Here is a 16,021-nt window from a genome sequence, read left to right as displayed (position 1 = left end):
TCATGTCCCCGAACAGACGAACACTGCTGCGAGCCGGCGCGCTGGGTGCCGGTGCGCTTGTCGCAGGCGCTATGCCTGCTGGCGCCAACGTTCTGCGCCGAGACCGTCCTGTGCTCACCCACGGTGTGCAGACAGGCGACGTCACCACAGACGGCGCGCTTGTGTGGACAAGGGCCGACCGTCCATCGCGGATGCTCGTCGAGGTCTCTTCCGACCCTTCGTTCCGTCACGCGCGGCGACTCCGCGGCCCTGTGCTGACTCCCGCTACGGACGGCACCGGCAAGCTGCGTGTGTGTGGCCTGGCTCCCGATTGTGAGACCTACTACCGCGTACGCGCTGAGGACCTGGACGGTCGTACCACCAGCGAGCCGTTGACCGGCAGCTTCCGTACCGCGCCTCTTGGTTATTCGGATGTCCGGTTCGCGTGGTCCGGCGACGTGGCCGGCCAGGGCTGGGGCATCAACCCGGATATGGGCGGGATGACCGGATTCGCGGCCATCGCGGCTCGTAAACCGGACTTCTTCCTGCACAGTGGCGACACCGTGTACGCCGACGGGCCGCTTTCGGAAACCGTGACGCTGCCCGACGGGCGCATCTGGCGCAACATCGTGACCGCGGAGAAAAGCAAGGTCGCCGAGACGCTCGCGGAGTACCGCGGGCAGTTCGCGTACAACCTGCTGGACGCCAACGTCCGTTCGCTGGCCGCGTCGGTGCCTTCGATCGTGCAGTGGGACGACCACGAGGTGATCAACAACTGGTACCCGGGCGAGATCCTCGACCTGCCGCAGTACACCGAGAAGCGTGTCGACGTGCTCGCCCAGCGTGCGTTCCAGGCGTTCCACGAATGGCAGCCCGTCGACCCCGCGCGGGCCGTCGACGGCCGGGTCTACCGAAGCTTCTCCTTCGGCCGCCGGGTCGACCTGTTCGTACTCGACATGCGGACCTACAAGGACGCGAACACCTCACCCAAGGACGGCATCGGCCGGATCCTGGGCGCCAAGCAGGCGCGATGGCTGGTGGACTCCCTGGCGCGCTCGACAGCCACCTGGAAGATCATCGCCGCGGACCTGCCGATCGGCCTGATCGTGCCGGACGGCAACGACATCGAAGGCGTCGCCAACAGCCTGCCCGGCGCGCCCAGCGGCCGTGAGCACGAAATCGCGTGGGTGCTTCGCGAGCTGTCCCGGCGTCGGGTGCGCAACGTCGTATGGCTGACGGCGGACGTGCACTACACGGCTGCCCACCACTACTCACCGACCCGGGCAGCGGTGGGCGACTTCGACCCTTTCTGGGAATTCGTGTCCGGGCCACTGCACGCAGGCGCGTTCGGCCCGAACGTGCTGGACCCGACTTTCGGTCCGTCCGCGGAGTTCGTGCACGCCCCACCGGCCGCGAACACGTCACCACTGCTGGGTTTCCAGCATTTCGGTGAGGTCTCCGTGGACGGGCGTTCCGGCTCGTTGACCGTGTGGCTGCGCGACGGCCACGGCACTTCGCTGTGGTCCAAGACATTGGAGCCTGAGCGGTCCCGTTAGTCTCTTGCCGTATTTGCCATTCCCTACGAAGGAGTACGGACCGCCGTGAGCGAGCGCACTCTTGTCCTGGTCAAGCCCGACGGTGTGAGCCGCGGCCTGGTCGGCGAGGTCATCTCCCGCATCGAGCGCAAGGGCCTGTCCCTGGTCGCGTTGGAACTGAAGCACGTCTCGCGTGAGCTGGCCGAACAGCACTACGCCGAACACGCAGAGCGGCCCTTCTTCGGCTCGCTCGTCGAGTTCATCACCGGCGGTCCCGTCGTCGCCATCGTCGTCGAGGGCGTCCGCGCCATCGCTGCCTTCCGCCAGCTCGCTGGCGGCACCGACCCGGTCGAGAAGGCCGTCCCGGGCAGCATCCGCGGCGACTTCGGCACCGAGGTCCAGTACAACCTCGTGCACGGCTCGGACTCCCCCGACTCAGCCAAGCGCGAGATCGACCTCTGGTTCCCGAACCTCTGAGGTTTCCTGTTCCCCAATGTCCCGTTGGTTGCGTCACATGCAACCAACGGGACATCGGGGGAACCACCACCGCGAAAACCAGCGGCTTTTGTCGGTGGCGCCCGTTATGGTGCCGGGCGTGGCTGTTGATCCTCTGGTCCTGGCTGAAGGGCTGACCAAAAGGTTCGGGGACTTCGAGGCGGTCGGGGGCATCGATCTTGAGGTGCGCCGCGGCGAGGCCTTCGGGTTCCTGGGGCCTAATGGGGCCGGCAAGTCGTCGACGATGCGCATGATCGCGTGTGTTTCTCCGCGGTCGGGCGGCAAGCTGAGTGTCCTGGGGATGGATCCGGATGTCGATGGTCCGAAGGTCCGGGCGCGGCTTGGGGTTGTGCCGCAGCAGGACAATCTCGACAACGAGCTCACGGTTCGGCAGAACCTGCAGGTGTATGGGCGGTTCTTTGGGCTGAGCCGGGCTCATGTCCGGCAGAAGGCTGTTGAGCTGCTGGATTTCGCGCAGTTGGCGGACCGGGCTGATGACGATGTCGAGCCGCTCTCGGGCGGGATGAAGCGACGGCTCACGATCGCGCGCTCGCTGGTGAATGATCCGGAGCTGCTTCTGCTTGACGAGCCGACGACCGGGCTGGATCCGCAGGCGAGGCATCTGCTGTGGGACAGGTTGTTCCGGCTCAAGCAGCAGGGTGTCACGCTGATCATCACCACCCACTACATGGATGAGGCCGAGCAGCTTTGCGACCGGCTTGTCGTCATGGACGGCGGCAAGATCGCGGCCGAAGGGAGTCCCGCCCAGCTTATCGACCAGTACTCCACCAAGGAGGTTCTTGAGCTGCGGTTCCCGCCTGGCGAGCAGGACCCGGAGCCGGTCACGGATCTGGGCGAGCGGATCGAGGTGCTGCCGGACCGCATCCTGATCTACACCACCGATGGCGAGGCCGCGCTGGCCGCGGCGCACAACCGGGGTGTCATGCCCGTGTCGAGCCTGGTTCGCCGTTCCACCCTTGAGGACGTCTTCCTCAGGCTCACGGGCCGGACGTTGGTGGACTGATGCTCAGTCCGTTGCAGGCTCGGATGCTGGTGGTCGAGGCCAGCTGGACCTGGTATCGGCGCAACTGGCGCGCGAGTGTCGTGTCGACTGTCCTCAACCCGGTGTTCTTCCTGGTCGCGATGGGGTTCGGGCTTGGCTCCCAGATTCAGCCGGGAACAGTCACCAGCGGTCACAGTTACGCGGTCTATCTGATGCCGGCGTTGCTGGCGAGCGCCGCTGTGCAGAACGCGACGGGGGAGTCGACGTTCCCTGTTCTGTCCGGCTTCAAGTGGAGCCGCGTCTACTGGGCGATGACGGCCACGCCTATCACGCCTGGGCAGGTCGCGACCGGCCATCTGATGTGGGTGACGAGCAAGTTGACGTTCGCCGGCCTGGTGTTCACGGTCGTCGGGACCGTGTTGGGGGTGGTGACCGGTCCCGGCATCGTCCTGTCGTTGCTGTTCGCGGTGCTGACGGGGATGGCGTTCGCCGCGCCGGTCGTCGCGTTCGCGGCGACGGTGCAGGGGGAGGGCACGGCGTTCAACCCGCTGTTCCGGTTCATCCTGTTGCCGATGACGTTGCTTGCGGGCACGTTCTTCCCAGTCACCGAGCTTCCGGTCTATGTGCAGCCGTTGGCTTGGATCACGCCCTTGTGGCATGGCGTGGAGCTCACGCGCGGTGCGGCGTTCTGGAATCTCGAGTTCTGGCCCACGGTTGGGCACGTGGCGTATCTGCTGGCCATGTTCACGGTCGGCGCCTTGCTCGCGGCGAGGCATTTCCGGCGCAGGTTGGAGGTCTAGCGGTGAGTGTCGGACTGGTCTGGCGGGTTGTCCCGCCCGGGATGTACGCGCGCCGCGCACGTACGGTCGTGGAGCGCTCGTTCCTGGTGAACAGGCGCGCCTGGATGACGATTTTCTCCGGCTTCTTCGAGTCGTTCTTCTACCTGTTCGCCATGGGTGTCGGCTTCGGACGGCTCGTGGGCGAGGTGACGGGCCCAGGCGGGCAGCCGATGAGCTACGCCGCTTTCGTCGCGCCCGCGCTGCTTGCCGCGTCGGCGATGAACGGCGCGGTCTACGACGCCACGTTCAACATCTTCTTCAAGTTCAAGTACGCCAAGGTCTACGACGGCATGCTCGCCACTCCGCTCGGCCCGTTCGACGTGGCGATCGGCGAGATCTCGTGGGCGCTGATCCGGGGCGCCATCTACGCCACCGGCTTCCTGACCGTCATCTCGATTCTCGGGCTGGTCACGTCGCCGTGGACGATTCTGGCGCTGCCGGTCGTCCTGCTCGTGGCGCTGGCGTTCGCGGCCGTCGGCATGGCATGTACGACCTTCATGCGGTCCTGGCAGGACTTTGATCTCGTCCAGCTCGCGTTGATGCCGATGTTCCTGTTCTCGGCGACCTTCTACCCGCTCGAGGTGTACCCCGAGGGTCTGCAGGTCATTGTGCAGATCTCGCCGCTGTATCACGCCGTGGAGCTGATGCGCGGGCTCACGGCGGGCGTGCTGCAGTGGTCGATGCTCGGCAATCTGGCGTACTTCGTGGTCATGGCCGTGGCGGGGCTGATCGTCGCCGGTCGTCGCCTGGGCAAACTGCTGCTGAGCTAGTCTGGTTTGCTGTGAGCGTCGAGTCCGTTTTCCCCCGGTTGGAATCGCTGCTGCCCAAGGTCGCCAAGCCGGTGCAGTACGTCGGTGGCGAGCTCAACGCGACGGTGAAGGACTGGGACGCCACCACCGTGCGCTGGGCTTTGATGTACCCCGACGCGTACGAGGTCGGCCTGCCCAACCAGGGCGTCATGATCCTGTACGAGATCCTCAACGAGCAGCCCGACGTACTTGCCGAGCGCACGTACTCGGTGTGGCCGGATCTCGAGAAGCTGATGCGCGAGCACGATGTGCCGCAGTTCACAGTCGACGGTCACCGGCCGGTCGGCGCGTTCGACATGCTGGGCGTGAGCTTCGCGACCGAACTCGGCTACACGAACCTGCTCACCGCGCTGGACCTGGCCGGGATCCCGATCCACGCGGCCGACCGGACCGATGAGCACCCCGTCGTGCTCGCCGGCGGGCACTCGGCGTTCAACCCCGAGCCGATGGCGGACTTCATCGACGCCGTGGTGCTGGGGGACGGCGAGGAAGCCGTCCTGGAGATCACGGACATCATCCGCGCGTGGAAGGCCGAAGGGTCGCCGGGCGGCCGGATCGAGCTGCTGACTCGGATGGCCGAGACCGGCAACATCTACATTCCACGCTTCTACGACGTCGACTACACCGAAGACCGCGAACTCGCGTATGTGAAGCCCAACCGTGAGCGAGTGCCGGAGCGTGTGTCGAAGCGGACCACCATGGACCTCGACGCGTGGCCGTACCCCAAACAGCCGTTGGTGCCGCTCGCCGAGAGCGTGCACGAGCGGATGAGCGTGGAGATCTTCCGTGGCTGCACCCGTGGCTGCCGGTTCTGCCAGGCGGGCATGATCACCCGGCCGGTCCGGGAGCGCTCGATCGAGGGCATCGGCGATATGGTCCACAAAGGACTGGAAGCGAGCGGCTTCGAAGAGGTCGGCCTGCTGTCGTTGTCCAGCGCGGACCACTCGGAGATCGCGCAGATCACCAAGGGGCTCGCGGACCGCTACGAGGGGACCAACACCGGCCTTTCGCTGCCGAGCACGCGGGTCGACGCGTTCAACGTCGACCTCGCCAACGAGTTGTCCCGCAACGGAAGGCGCTCCGGCCTGACGTTCGCGCCGGAAGGCGGCAGTGAGCGGATCCGCCGTGTGATCAACAAGATGGTGTCCGAGGAGGACCTCATCCGCACGGTCTCCGCCGCGTTCGCCAACGGCTGGCGGCAGGTCAAGCTGTACTTCATGTGCGGCCTGCCGACCGAGACCGACGAGGACGTGCTGCAGATCGCCCACATGGCCAAGGAGGTCATCCGGGCCGGCCGGAAAGCCGCGGGCCGCAACGACATCCGTTGCACCATCTCGATCGGCGGGTTCGTTCCCAAGCCGCACACGCCGTTCCAGTGGGCCGCGCAGTGTGATCCGGACACTGTGGACAGCCGGCTGCGCAAGCTGCGTGCGGAGATCAACGCCGACCGCGGGCTGGCCAAGAACATCGGAATGCGTTACCACGACGGCAAACCGAGTCTGATCGAAGGACTTCTGTCGCGTGGTGACCGCCGTGTCGGCCGGGTCATCGAGCGGGTCTGGCGCGACGGCGGCCGGTTCGACGGCTGGGGCGAGCACTTCTCCTTCGACCGGTGGGTCAACGCCGCCGCGGCCGAGCTCGAGCCGCTGGGCGTGAGCCTGGACTGGTTCACCACGCGTGAGCGGGGCGAGCAGGAGGTCCTGCCCTGGGATCACCTGGATTCGGGCCTGGACCGGCAGTGGCTGTGGGACGACTGGCAGGACTCACTGGACGAGCAGGAGCTCGACGACTGCCGGTGGACGCCATGCTTCGACTGCGGTGTCTGCCCGACGATGGGCACCGCGATCGAGGTGGGCCCGACCGGCCGGAAACTCCTGCCGCTCAGCCCGGTCTAGTTTTCCACCGCCGCCAGGGCGTTGACCAGGCCGTGGCCGTAGAAGCCGTTGTAGGGCGCGTATCCGGAGCAATACGCGTCCTGCGTGCCGTTGCCACTGAGGTCGTAGTCGGCCGGGCACGGGACGCTCTCGGACTGGTTGTTCAGCAGACGGGTCAACGTCGCCGGTGACGCTTTCGGGTGCGTCGACGCGAGCAGCGCCAGCACGCCGGAAACATGCGGTGCGGCCATGGAAGTACCGCAGTACCGCGCGTATCCGCCTGGCACGGTGGACAAAACGCATCCGTTGTCAGGGTCGTCCTTGCCGCGCAAGCGTTCCCCGCCCGGAGCGGTCACGTCGACCACGCCGAGCCCGTACGCGCTGTACCCGGCTTTGACCTTGTCCTGCCCGACCGACGACACCGCGAGGACATCGCGTAGACCCGCCGGCAGCACACGGCAGCTCGGCTCGGGCGGATTCGCCATGTCGACGTTCTCGTTCGTAGCTGCGGCGACGTTCACGACCCCCTGCGCCGCCGCATACGCGACCGTGCGCATTAACGCCTCGCGTACGACCCGTTGGCCCGACTTCGAGCAGGTGAACAACCACGGGTCGACGAAGTAGCTGCTGTTGGTGATCGTCATGTGCTGCTGCGCGGCCCACATGAAGCCGCAGATCGCGTACTCGGGGTAGATGCGCCCCTCGTCGTCGACCACGCGCACTGACGCGAGCCGTACGCCCGGCGCGACACCCGTGATGCCCTTGCCGTCGTCAGCTGCGGCGATAGTGCCCGCGACGTGCGTCCCGTGCGGTGACGACTTCGGCGCCCAGGCTGCTGGGCTGGTGTCCGGGCTACCCGTCGTGCAGCCCGCGGAGAGTTTGGGGTCGACGGCGGCGCGCAGGTCCGGGTGGGTGGCGTCGATGCCGGAGTCCAGCACGCCGACGACCACGTCCCGGCTGCCGGTGGTGATCTCGTGGGCGGCCGGCGCGTCGATCATCGCCATGTCCCATTGCTCGGCGGTCCGGTCGGCCGCCGACACGGACCGGGTGGGGGACGCGGCCGTCTCTTCGGACTTGGACTTGCGCGGGGCGGCGGTCTGGGCGCTGAACGCGCGGTCGCGTCCTAGCCGGTCGTCGAATTTCGGATCGGCGGACGTGGCAACCGCGACGCCGGTCGGCGCGTAATAGATGGTAGTGACGCCGCAGGCCCCGGTGATCTCAGCCTGTGCCTCGGCTGGGGGCATGTTCCGGTCGAACAGCACGACGTAGCGCAACGCGGCGCCGGTCGTGACGCACGTGGCGTCGCTGGCGTCGGCTGCAGACGGCAGGGTGCACGTCGTCACGAGCACTGCCGTGAACACCGCTGCCGCCCTTGCGCGGCGGAGCAGAGGCACGGAAAGGACCTCCATCGCTGGGTCGGCCGGCTCGGGGGTACCGGCTGTCCACGTTGCGGGACGGTAGCCACGCCGCGTCGGACAGACAAGTTCATCGGGTGAATTGCGCCTCCCGGTACGGTGCCAGCCGACAGCAGGTGTGCACCAGCGGAGCCGCCGCAGTCCACCAGAAGGAGTAACGCTGAGCCGTCAAGACCAGCCCAATCCGTCGCCACCAGGGGTTCAGAAGCTCCGGCTGCGTTACGCCAAACGCGGCCGGCTGCGTTTCACATCACACCGCGACATCGCCAGGGCCTTCGAACGCGCCCTGCGCCGGGCCCACGTACCCATGGCGTTCTCCCAGGGCTTCAACCCGCACCCGAAGATCTCCTGGATCGGCGCGGCGCCCACCGGTGCGGCCAGCGAGGCCGAGTACGTGGAGATCCAGCTCATCGAGGTGGTCGACCCGGCTGGGCTGGTGGCGGAGCTGGATCGGGCCATGCCACCTGGCCTGGACCTGCTGGAAGCGGTGGCGGCCGAGTCCGGCTCGCTCGCCGACCGGATCGACGCCAGCCGCTGGCAGATCGAGGTGCCCGGAGTTGCGCCGGGTGACCTGGCCGCCGCGGTGGACGCGCTGATGGCCCTCGAAGTGGCCGAAGTGGAGCGGCTGACCAAGAACGGCATGCGGACAATCAATGTCCGACCTGCGGTTGTAGGGGCGCTGACCCGTGAAGTGTCAGCGGACGGCGAACCGTATGGGATACTTGACGTAGTTGTACGGCAGACGACACCTGCCGTACGGCCGGACGACGTGCTGAGCGCGCTCCGTGTCGTCGCCGCTCTGGAACCGCCGGTGCCCGCGAAGGCGACCCGGATGGCCCAGGGACGGCTCGACGATGGCGGTGGCATCGCCGACCCGCTGGCCCCTGACCGGGGCCCGGAGCCGCCGCGGGACGACGTCCACAGCTGACCTGTGCCACCCGCGGGTGGCGTGAGGCGAGGATTCCCGCCGTTCGCGCGGCGGACCAGCAGGACTGAATGAGACGGGCTGCGCCAGGGGAAGGCGGCGCACTCCGGGAGGACACAAACGTCCGCCGCCTCGCGCGGCGGAACCGAACACGAGAGGCCCCTGCGCGGCCGCGTCCCTCTATGGACGCGCCCGGGGGCGGAGGAGCTACATGTCGGACACGACTACGCCCGCCGGTGAGGACGCCACCGAGCGGGACCTGATCGACCTGCCGCCGAAGATCAGGGTGCACGCCCTGGCGAAGCTGCTCGGGGCGAGCAGCCGCGAGGTGCTCAACGCACTGGCGGACCTGAACCAGGAAGTGCGCAGCGCGCAGTCCAGCGTCAGCCGTGAGGTGGCGCAGCGCGTGGTCGACGCGCTGGCCCCGCAGGACGACGAGGCCGAGCTCGAGCCGGTCGGCGAACCCGAGCCGGAGGCCGAGGCAGTCGCCGAGCCTGAACCCGAGCGCCGGGCCCGGCCGCCCAAGCAGCCGCTGTTCGCCTCCGCGTCGCCGCTGTTCCTGCCCCCCGAGGCGACCAAGGCCCGGCCGGTCAAGCCGGAGCCGGTGGCCGTCGAGGAGCCGGTGACCGAGGTCACGGAGCCCGAAGACGCCGACGGAGCCGAAGACGCCGAGGCGGGCGACGAGGACGGCGCGACGCGTCGTCGTCGCCGCCGTGGTCGTCGCGGCCGTGGCCGTGGCAAGGGCGGCCAGGCTGAGGACGGCTCCGAGGACCAGGACGAAGAGGAGACCCCGGCAGCCGCCGCGGAGGAGCCCGAAGCCGCCGAGCCCGAGGGAGAGGAGCCGGAGGACGCTGCCGAGGACGGCGTGAGCCGTCGGCGCCGTCGGCGTCGTCGCCGCAAGGGCTCGGACGGCGAGGAGGCCTCGGCCAACGAGGACGACCCGCCGAACACCGTTGTGCACGTCCGGGAAGCGCGGGACGAAAAGCCTAAAGCGGATAAACCGGACCGTGACGAGGTTCGCAGCGTCCGGGGCTCGACCCGCCTGGAGGCCAAGCGCCAGCGCCGTCGTGACGGCCGTGAGGCCGGTCGCCGCCGCGCGCCGATCCTGTCCGAGGCGGAGTTCCTGACCCGGCGTGAGTCGGTCGACCGCAAGATGGTCGTGCGTGAGCAGACCGACCGCACCCAGATCGGCGTGCTCGAGGACGGCGTGCTCGTCGAGCACTTCGTCACCGCGTCCGGCTCGGGTTCGCTGGTCGGAAATGTCTACCTCGGCCGCGTGCAGAACGTGCTGCCCAGCATGGAGGCGGCGTTCGTCGACATCGGGCGTGGCCGCAACGCGGTGCTGTACGCCGGTGAGGTCGACTGGGACGCCGCCGGTCTGGAAGGCAAGGCCCGTCGTATCGAGCAGGCGCTGTCCACCGGTGACAGCGTGCTCGTGCAGGTCACCAAGGACCCGGTCGGCCACAAGGGCGCCCGGCTGACCACCCAGATCAGCCTGCCCGGCCGCTTCCTGGTCTACGTGCCCGGCGGCGGCGCCACCGGGATCAGCCGCAAGCTGCCGGAGAACGAGCGGCGCAGGCTCAAGGACATCCTCAAGCGGATCGTTCCCGAGGACGCCGGTGTGATCATCCGCACTGCCTCGGAAGGCATCGCCGAGGACGAGCTGGCTCGCGACGTACGCCGGCTGCAGGCGCAGTGGCAGGTCATCAAGGACAAGGCCGAAGGCACCGACGACGTCAAGAAGGCCACCGCGCCGACGCTGCTCTACGAGGAGCCGGACCTGCTGGTCAAGGTCGTGCGCGACCTGTTCACCGAGGACTTCTCCGCGCTGGTCGTGCAGGGCGACGACGCCTGGGACACCATCGACGCCTACGTCCGGCACGTCGCGCCCGACCTGCAGGACCGGCTGCAGCGGCACGTCGGCACGACGGACGTCTTCACCGAGTTCCGCATCGACGAGCAGCTGCTGAAGGCGCTGGACCGCAAGGTCTGGCTGCCCTCCGGCGGCTACCTGGTCATCGACCGCACCGAGGCGATGACCGTGATCGACGTGAACACCGGCAAGTTCACCGGATCGGGCGGCAACCTCGAGGAGACGGTCACCCGCAACAACCTGGAGTCGGCCGAGGAGATCGTCCGCCAGCTGCGGCTGCGCGACATCGGCGGCATCATCGTGATCGACTTCATCGACATGGTGCTGGAATCCAACCGGGATCTGGTGCTGCGCCGGCTGACGGAGTGCCTGGGCCGCGACCGCACCCGCCACCAGGTCGCCGAGGTCACCTCCCTGGGCCTCGTGCAGATGACGCGCAAGCGCGTCGGCACGGGCCTGCTGGAGGCGTTCAGCGCCACCTGTGAGCACTGCCGTGGGCGTGGCGTGATCGTGTCCACCGAGCCGGTCGTGAAGACCAACGGCTCGAACGGCGGCAACGGCCACCAGCACGCGCAGCCGGCCAAGCCCGCCAAGGTCGAGGAGAAGCAGCCGGAGCGGACGCGTGAGCGCCCGACCCGGGCGGAGCGCCGGGCCAAGGCCGAGCGCGCCCGCGCCGAGGCAGCAGAAGCCGCTGAGGCGGCTGAGGCAGTGGAGGCTGTCGAGTCTTCGGAGACGACGGCTGAAGCCGCCGAGGTCGCTGCGGAAGAGGTGCCGGAGGCTGTCGAGGCAGCTGCTGAGGCCGCGGACGTGGCTGAGGTTGCCGAGCAGGAGACTGCCGAGGTGTCTGAGCCGGCGGAGCCCGTCGCGACTGAGACTTCGGTCGCATCGCAGGAGCCTGTCGAGCAGGAGCCTGCAGCCGGGGAACCGGCTGAGCCCATCCACGAGCCGGGCAGCAACGGGCACGTGGCGGCTGTGACTGCTGCGCCTGCTGTGTCTTCGGAGGTGCCTCAGGGCGTGGACGACGACGTCGTGTTCGCCCCGCCGCGCCGTCAGCGGCGGCGTTCGGCGTCGCGGCCGGCCGGTCCGCCGGTCAACGCAGCTCAGGAGAGCTAGAGGTCCGGGCGCACCCCCTCTGGCCCTGCCGATCAGTCAGTGTTGTAACCTAGTACGTGGCCCACCGTCCAGTGGGTCACGTCGTGTGCAGCCCGGTCTGTGTGTCAAGGACAGATCAGGGCGCGCGTGGCCCCCATCACCAACGAGTAATGCAGGAGACTTCCGTGTCCGCGTACGCGATCGTCAAGACCGGCGGCAAGCAGTACAAGGTCGCCGTGGGCGACGTCGTCGAGGTCGAGAAGCTCGAGGGCGAGCCGGGCACCGAGCTCAGCTTCCCGGCAGTGCTCGTGGTCGATGGCAGCGACGTCACCACCGATGCCGACGCGCTGGCCAAGGTGTCGGTGACCGGCAAGGTCGTCGCCCAGACCAAGGGCCCCAAGATCCGCATCCACAAGTTCAAGAACAAGACCGGATACCACAAGCGCCAGGGTCACCGTCAGAAGCTGACCCGCGTCGAGGTCACCGGCATCACCAAGTAAGGACCTGACCAGCCATGGCACACAAAAAGGGCGCATCGAGCTCCCGCAACGGCCGTGACTCCAACCCGCAGTACCTGGGAGTCAAGCGGTTCGGCGGTCAGGTCGTGAAAGCCGGCGAGATCCTGATCCGCCAGCGCGGCACCAAGTTCCACCCCGGTGTGAACGTCGGCCGCGGCAAGGACGACACGCTGTTCGCACTGGCCCCGGGCGCGGTGCAGTTCGGCGCGAAGCGCGGCCGCAAGACCGTCAACATCGTTCCGGTCGAGGCCTCTGCCTGAGTAACCGGAGTTTTCTACAAGGGGCGGGCCTAGTCGGGCCCGCCCCTTCGTGCTTTCAAGAGAGGAAACCGCCGTGTCCCGATTCGTCGACCGTGTGGTGATCCATGTCGCCGCCGGTGACGGCGGCAACGGGGTTGCCTCCGTCCACCGCGAGAAGTTCAAGCCCCTCGGCGGCCCCGACGGTGGCAACGGTGGCAACGGCGGGGACGTCATCCTCGTCGTCGACCCCGGCGTGCATACCCTGCTCGACTTCCACTTCCGGCCGAACGCGACCGGGGGCAACGGCAAGCAGGGCGCGGGAGCCAACCGGGACGGCGCGAACGGTGCGCCGCTGGAGCTGAAGGTCCCGGACGGCACCGTCGTGATGACCGAGTCCGGTGAGGTGCTCGCCGACCTCGTCGGTGTCGGCACGCGCTTCGTGGCCGCTGCGGGTGGCCGTGGCGGGCTCGGCAACGCTGCCCTGGCATCAAGGGCCCGCCGGGCGCCGGGGTTCGCCCTGCTGGGCGAGCCGGGGGAGCGGCTTGACCTGGTGCTCGAGCTGCGGTCGGTCGCCGATGTCGGCCTGGTCGGGTTCCCCTCGGCTGGCAAGTCGTCGCTGATCGCCGTGCTGTCCGCGGCCCGCCCCAAGATCGCCGACTACCCGTTCACCACGCTGGTGCCGAACCTCGGTGTGATCACCAGCGGGGACCACGTCTTCACCATGGCCGACGTGCCGGGCCTCATCCCCGGTGCCAGCGAGGGCAAGGGTCTCGGCCTGGACTTCCTGCGGCACATCGAGCGGTGTGCGGTGCTCGTGCACGTCGTGGACTGCGCGACCTATGAGCCCGGCCGCGACCCGATGTCCGATGTGGACGCGCTGGAGGACGAACTGGCCCGCTACACCCCGGCGCTGGGCGGGGATCTGGCCGAGCGGCCCAGGGTCGTGGTGCTCAACAAGATCGACATCCCGGACGCACGCGACCTCGCCGAGATCGTCAAACCGGACTTCGAGGCACGCGGCTGGCCCGTCTTCGAGATCTCGACCGCGACCAGGGAAGGCCTGCGGGAGCTGACTTTCGCGCTGGCCGAAGTGGTCGAGCAGTACCGTGCGTCGCAGCCGGTGGTCGAGTCGACGCGGGTGATCCTGCGGCCGACCGCGGTGGACGACAAGGGCTTCGACATCATCCACGATCCCGAGGACGAGACCGGCTTCATCGTGACGGGTGAGCGCCCGCTGCGGTGGGTCCGGCAGACCAACTTCGACAACGACGAGGCCGTCGGCTACCTCGCCGACCGGCTGAACCGTCTCGGCGTCGAGGACAAGCTGGCATCCATGGGTGCGCAGCCCGGGTGCCCGGTCACCATCGGCGACTGGACCTTCAGCTGGGAGCCGTCCACGCCTGCCGGTATCGCCGCCGTGATGACGGGGCGTGGCACGGACATCCGGCTTGAGCAGACCGAACGCGTCGGTGCGGCGGAGCGCAAGCTGGCGCGCAAGCTGCGCCGTGGCCAGTCGATCGAGGATGAAGACGAGTGACGACGTCGCCGACCCGCAAGGCCCTGGTCGCCGCCAATCGGATCGTGGTCAAGGTCGGTTCGTCCTCGTTGACCACGGCCGAAGGCGGCCTCGACCCAGCCCGGTTGGACGCCTTGGTCGACGCTCTGGCCGCCCGGCGCGCTGCGGGCAGCCAGGTGGTGCTGGTGTCCTCGGGCGCTATTGCCGCGGGTCTTGCGCCGTTGGGTATCGCGCGTCGCCCTCGTGACCTGGCGACGCAGCAGGCCGCTGCTTCCGTTGGGCAGCTTGCGTTGGCGCACGCGTATGCGGCGTCTTTCGCGCGGTATTCGTTGACAGTCGGGCAGGTTCTGCTGACTGCCGACGATGTCGTGCGCCGCTCGCACTATCGCAACGCCCAGCGCACGTTCTCCAAGCTGCTCGCGCTGGACACTGTGCCTGTTGTGAACGAGAACGACACCGTTGCCACCGAGGAGATCCGCTTCGGTGACAACGATCGTCTCGCCGCCTTGGTCGCCCATCTCGTCGGCGCGGACGGGCTCTTCCTGCTGTCTGATGTAGACGGTCTCTACTCCGGTGATCCTCGGGTGGGCGCGGACGCCCGGCTGATCGAGGAAGTCACCGGTGATTCCGATGTGGACGGTGTCCGGGCGGGCGCCATCGGCGCCTCGGGCCTCGGCACCGGTGGGATGGCCTCGAAGCTGGCCGCCGCCAGACTTGCCTCCTCAGCGGGAATTCCCGTCCTGCTGGCCGCCGCTGCCCAAGTCCCACAAGCACTTGCTGGTGCGGACGTCGGCACAGCCTTTGCCGCCACCGGAACCCGGCTGTCGGCTCGTCGCTTCTGGCTCGGCCACGCGGCCGGTGCCACAGGCAAGCTGCGCCTCGACGACGGCGCCGTCGCGGCGGTCGTACACCGTCGCCGCTCCCTGCTCAGCGCCGGGATAACCGCGGTGGAAGGCGAATTCGACGCCGGAGACGTGGTCGAACTCGTCGATCTGGCCGGCAATGTCGTCGCGCGTGGTGTCGTGGCCTTCGACGCGGCCGAGCTTCCCGCTTTGATCGGCCGCTCGACCCACGAGTTGCCCGCCGAACAACGCCGTGAAGTCGTGCACGCCGATGATCTGGTGCCCATTCGTACCTTTTGAGCTGTCCTGCCCGGCATCCGGGACCCGGGGGTTGGCGTTCTGCGGGAGATGGCTCAAGATGTCGCGCGTGCAGAGTGCCGCCGCGTTCGGTGATGGTCGTGACGTTCCCGTAAGACGGGGCCGTGCGGCTGTGCGATCCACCGAAGACCATTCCCCGTCCAGGCCTGTCGAGGATTTGGCCATCGCCTTGACCGCGGCGCAGGGTGGCGACGAGGACGCTTTCCGGCTGCTTTACCGCTCGACCCAACCGGCGTTGCTGAGGTACTTACGGGTGCTGGTGGGCCGTGAGGAAGCCGAGGATGTGGCATCGGATGCATGGCTGCACATCGCTCGTGACCTGACGAAGTTCCGCGGCGATCTGGACGGTTTCCGTGGCTGGGCCACCACGATCGCCCGCAACCGGGCCATGGACCACCTGCGCCGCCAGCGTCGGCGACCAGTGGTGGACGCGCAGGTCGACGATCTGCCCGAGCAGCCGGCACCTGAGGACACCGCCGCGTCCGCAGTGGACGCGCTGGCCACCGACGCGGCGCTTGCGTTCATCGCGAAGCTGCCCCGGGACCAAGCCGAGGCGGTGATGCTGCGCGTGGTCATGGGCTTGGACGTGGCATCGGCCGCCCGGGTGCTCGGCAAGCGTCCCGGCGCTGTGCGAACCGCCGCCCACCGCGGTCTGCGCAAGCTCGCCGAACTCCTCGAGAACCCCGGATGACCAGCATGAACGCGGGCAGAGTGACAGAAATGAAGGCTTCGACGCTGAAGGACATGAG

Annotated in this window: 14 protein-coding genes; 13 read left to right on the top strand and 1 reads right to left on the bottom strand. The window is 68.3% G+C overall.

Annotated features, from left to right (window positions below; all coding sequences use genetic code 11):
- Nucleotides 1-2: 2 nt before the first annotated feature.
- The 6 genes from JOF56_RS00790 to JOF56_RS00765 all read left to right on the top strand — a co-directional run bounded on the left by JOF56_RS00790 (nucleotide 3) and on the right by JOF56_RS00765 (nucleotide 6,555).
- Nucleotides 3-1,535 (top strand): alkaline phosphatase D family protein, encoded by a 1,533-nt coding sequence (locus JOF56_RS00790; RefSeq protein WP_209633366.1) that lies wholly within the window; start codon nucleotides 3-5, stop codon nucleotides 1,533-1,535.
- A gap of 45 nt (nucleotides 1,536-1,580) precedes the next feature.
- A complete protein-coding gene (gene ndk / locus JOF56_RS00785) occupies nucleotides 1,581-1,991 on the top strand; it encodes a nucleoside-diphosphate kinase (protein ID WP_209633364.1) in 411 nt (136 codons plus the stop codon).
- Nucleotides 1,992-2,109: 118 nt separating this feature from the next.
- Entirely contained in the window at nucleotides 2,110-3,033 is a 924-nt protein-coding gene (locus JOF56_RS00780) for an ABC transporter ATP-binding protein (RefSeq protein WP_307854858.1), read from the top strand.
- On the top strand, nucleotides 3,033-3,812 hold the full coding sequence (locus tag JOF56_RS00775; RefSeq protein WP_209633362.1) for an ABC transporter permease: 780 nt from the start codon (nucleotides 3,033-3,035) through the stop codon (nucleotides 3,810-3,812). The genes JOF56_RS00780 and JOF56_RS00775 overlap by 1 nt, the downstream gene beginning before the upstream one ends.
- 41 nt (nucleotides 3,813-3,853) lie before the next feature.
- Nucleotides 3,854-4,621, top strand: coding sequence for an ABC transporter permease (locus JOF56_RS00770; protein ID WP_209647926.1), 768 nt, complete (start codon nucleotides 3,854-3,856; stop codon nucleotides 4,619-4,621).
- Nucleotides 4,622-4,632: 11 nt separating this feature from the next.
- On the top strand, nucleotides 4,633-6,555 hold the full coding sequence (locus tag JOF56_RS00765; protein WP_209633360.1) for a TIGR03960 family B12-binding radical SAM protein: 1,923 nt from the start codon (nucleotides 4,633-4,635) through the stop codon (nucleotides 6,553-6,555).
- On the opposite strand, the gene JOF56_RS00760 is transcribed toward JOF56_RS00765, so the two are convergent.
- Nucleotides 6,552-7,943: a S8 family peptidase gene (locus tag JOF56_RS00760; RefSeq protein WP_209633358.1), complete on the bottom strand. Its 1,392-nt coding sequence runs from the start codon at nucleotides 7,941-7,943 to the stop codon at nucleotides 6,552-6,554. The two genes, JOF56_RS00765 and JOF56_RS00760, sit on opposite strands and share 4 nt — an antisense overlap.
- 220 nt (nucleotides 7,944-8,163) lie before the next feature.
- On the opposite strand from JOF56_RS00760, the gene JOF56_RS00755 reads away from it, so the two are divergent.
- The 7 genes from JOF56_RS00755 to JOF56_RS00725 all read left to right on the top strand — a co-directional run bounded on the left by JOF56_RS00755 (nucleotide 8,164) and on the right by JOF56_RS00725 (nucleotide 15,963).
- Entirely contained in the window at nucleotides 8,164-8,877 is a 714-nt protein-coding gene (locus tag JOF56_RS00755) for a TIGR03936 family radical SAM-associated protein (RefSeq protein ID WP_209647925.1), read from the top strand.
- 208 nt (nucleotides 8,878-9,085) lie between these two features.
- A complete protein-coding gene (locus JOF56_RS00750) occupies nucleotides 9,086-11,860 on the top strand; it encodes a translation initiation factor IF-2 N-terminal domain-containing protein (protein WP_209633356.1) in 2,775 nt (924 codons plus the stop codon).
- A 164-nt stretch (nucleotides 11,861-12,024) separates the two neighbouring features.
- Nucleotides 12,025-12,339 carry a 50S ribosomal protein L21 gene (gene rplU / locus JOF56_RS00745; protein WP_209633354.1) on the top strand — a complete coding sequence of 105 codons (315 nt, stop codon included), beginning with the start codon at nucleotides 12,025-12,027 and terminating at the stop codon, nucleotides 12,337-12,339.
- Nucleotides 12,340-12,353: 14 nt separating this feature from the next.
- The gene (gene rpmA / locus JOF56_RS00740) at nucleotides 12,354-12,617 is read left to right on the top strand and encodes a 50S ribosomal protein L27 (protein WP_209633352.1); all 264 of its coding nucleotides are present in this window, start codon (nucleotides 12,354-12,356) and stop codon (nucleotides 12,615-12,617) included.
- 73 nt (nucleotides 12,618-12,690) lie between these two features.
- A complete protein-coding gene (obgE, locus tag JOF56_RS00735) occupies nucleotides 12,691-14,133 on the top strand; it encodes a GTPase ObgE (RefSeq protein WP_209633350.1) in 1,443 nt (480 codons plus the stop codon).
- Nucleotides 14,130-15,254 carry a glutamate 5-kinase gene (gene proB / locus JOF56_RS00730; RefSeq protein ID WP_209633348.1) on the top strand — a complete coding sequence of 375 codons (1,125 nt, stop codon included), beginning with the start codon at nucleotides 14,130-14,132 and terminating at the stop codon, nucleotides 15,252-15,254. The genes obgE and proB overlap by 4 nt, the downstream gene beginning before the upstream one ends.
- 130 nt (nucleotides 15,255-15,384) lie before the next feature.
- Complete coding sequence (locus JOF56_RS00725; protein WP_209633346.1) at nucleotides 15,385-15,963, top strand: RNA polymerase sigma factor; 579 nt, start codon at nucleotides 15,385-15,387, stop codon at nucleotides 15,961-15,963.
- Nucleotides 15,964-16,021 lie beyond the last annotated feature (58 nt).

Source organism: Kibdelosporangium banguiense (assembly GCF_017876405.1).
Taxonomy (GTDB): Bacteria; Actinomycetota; Actinomycetes; order Mycobacteriales; family Pseudonocardiaceae; genus Kibdelosporangium; species Kibdelosporangium banguiense.
The sequence above is the reverse complement of the archived record's forward strand: the minus strand, read 5'-3'. Positions and strand labels throughout refer to the sequence as shown.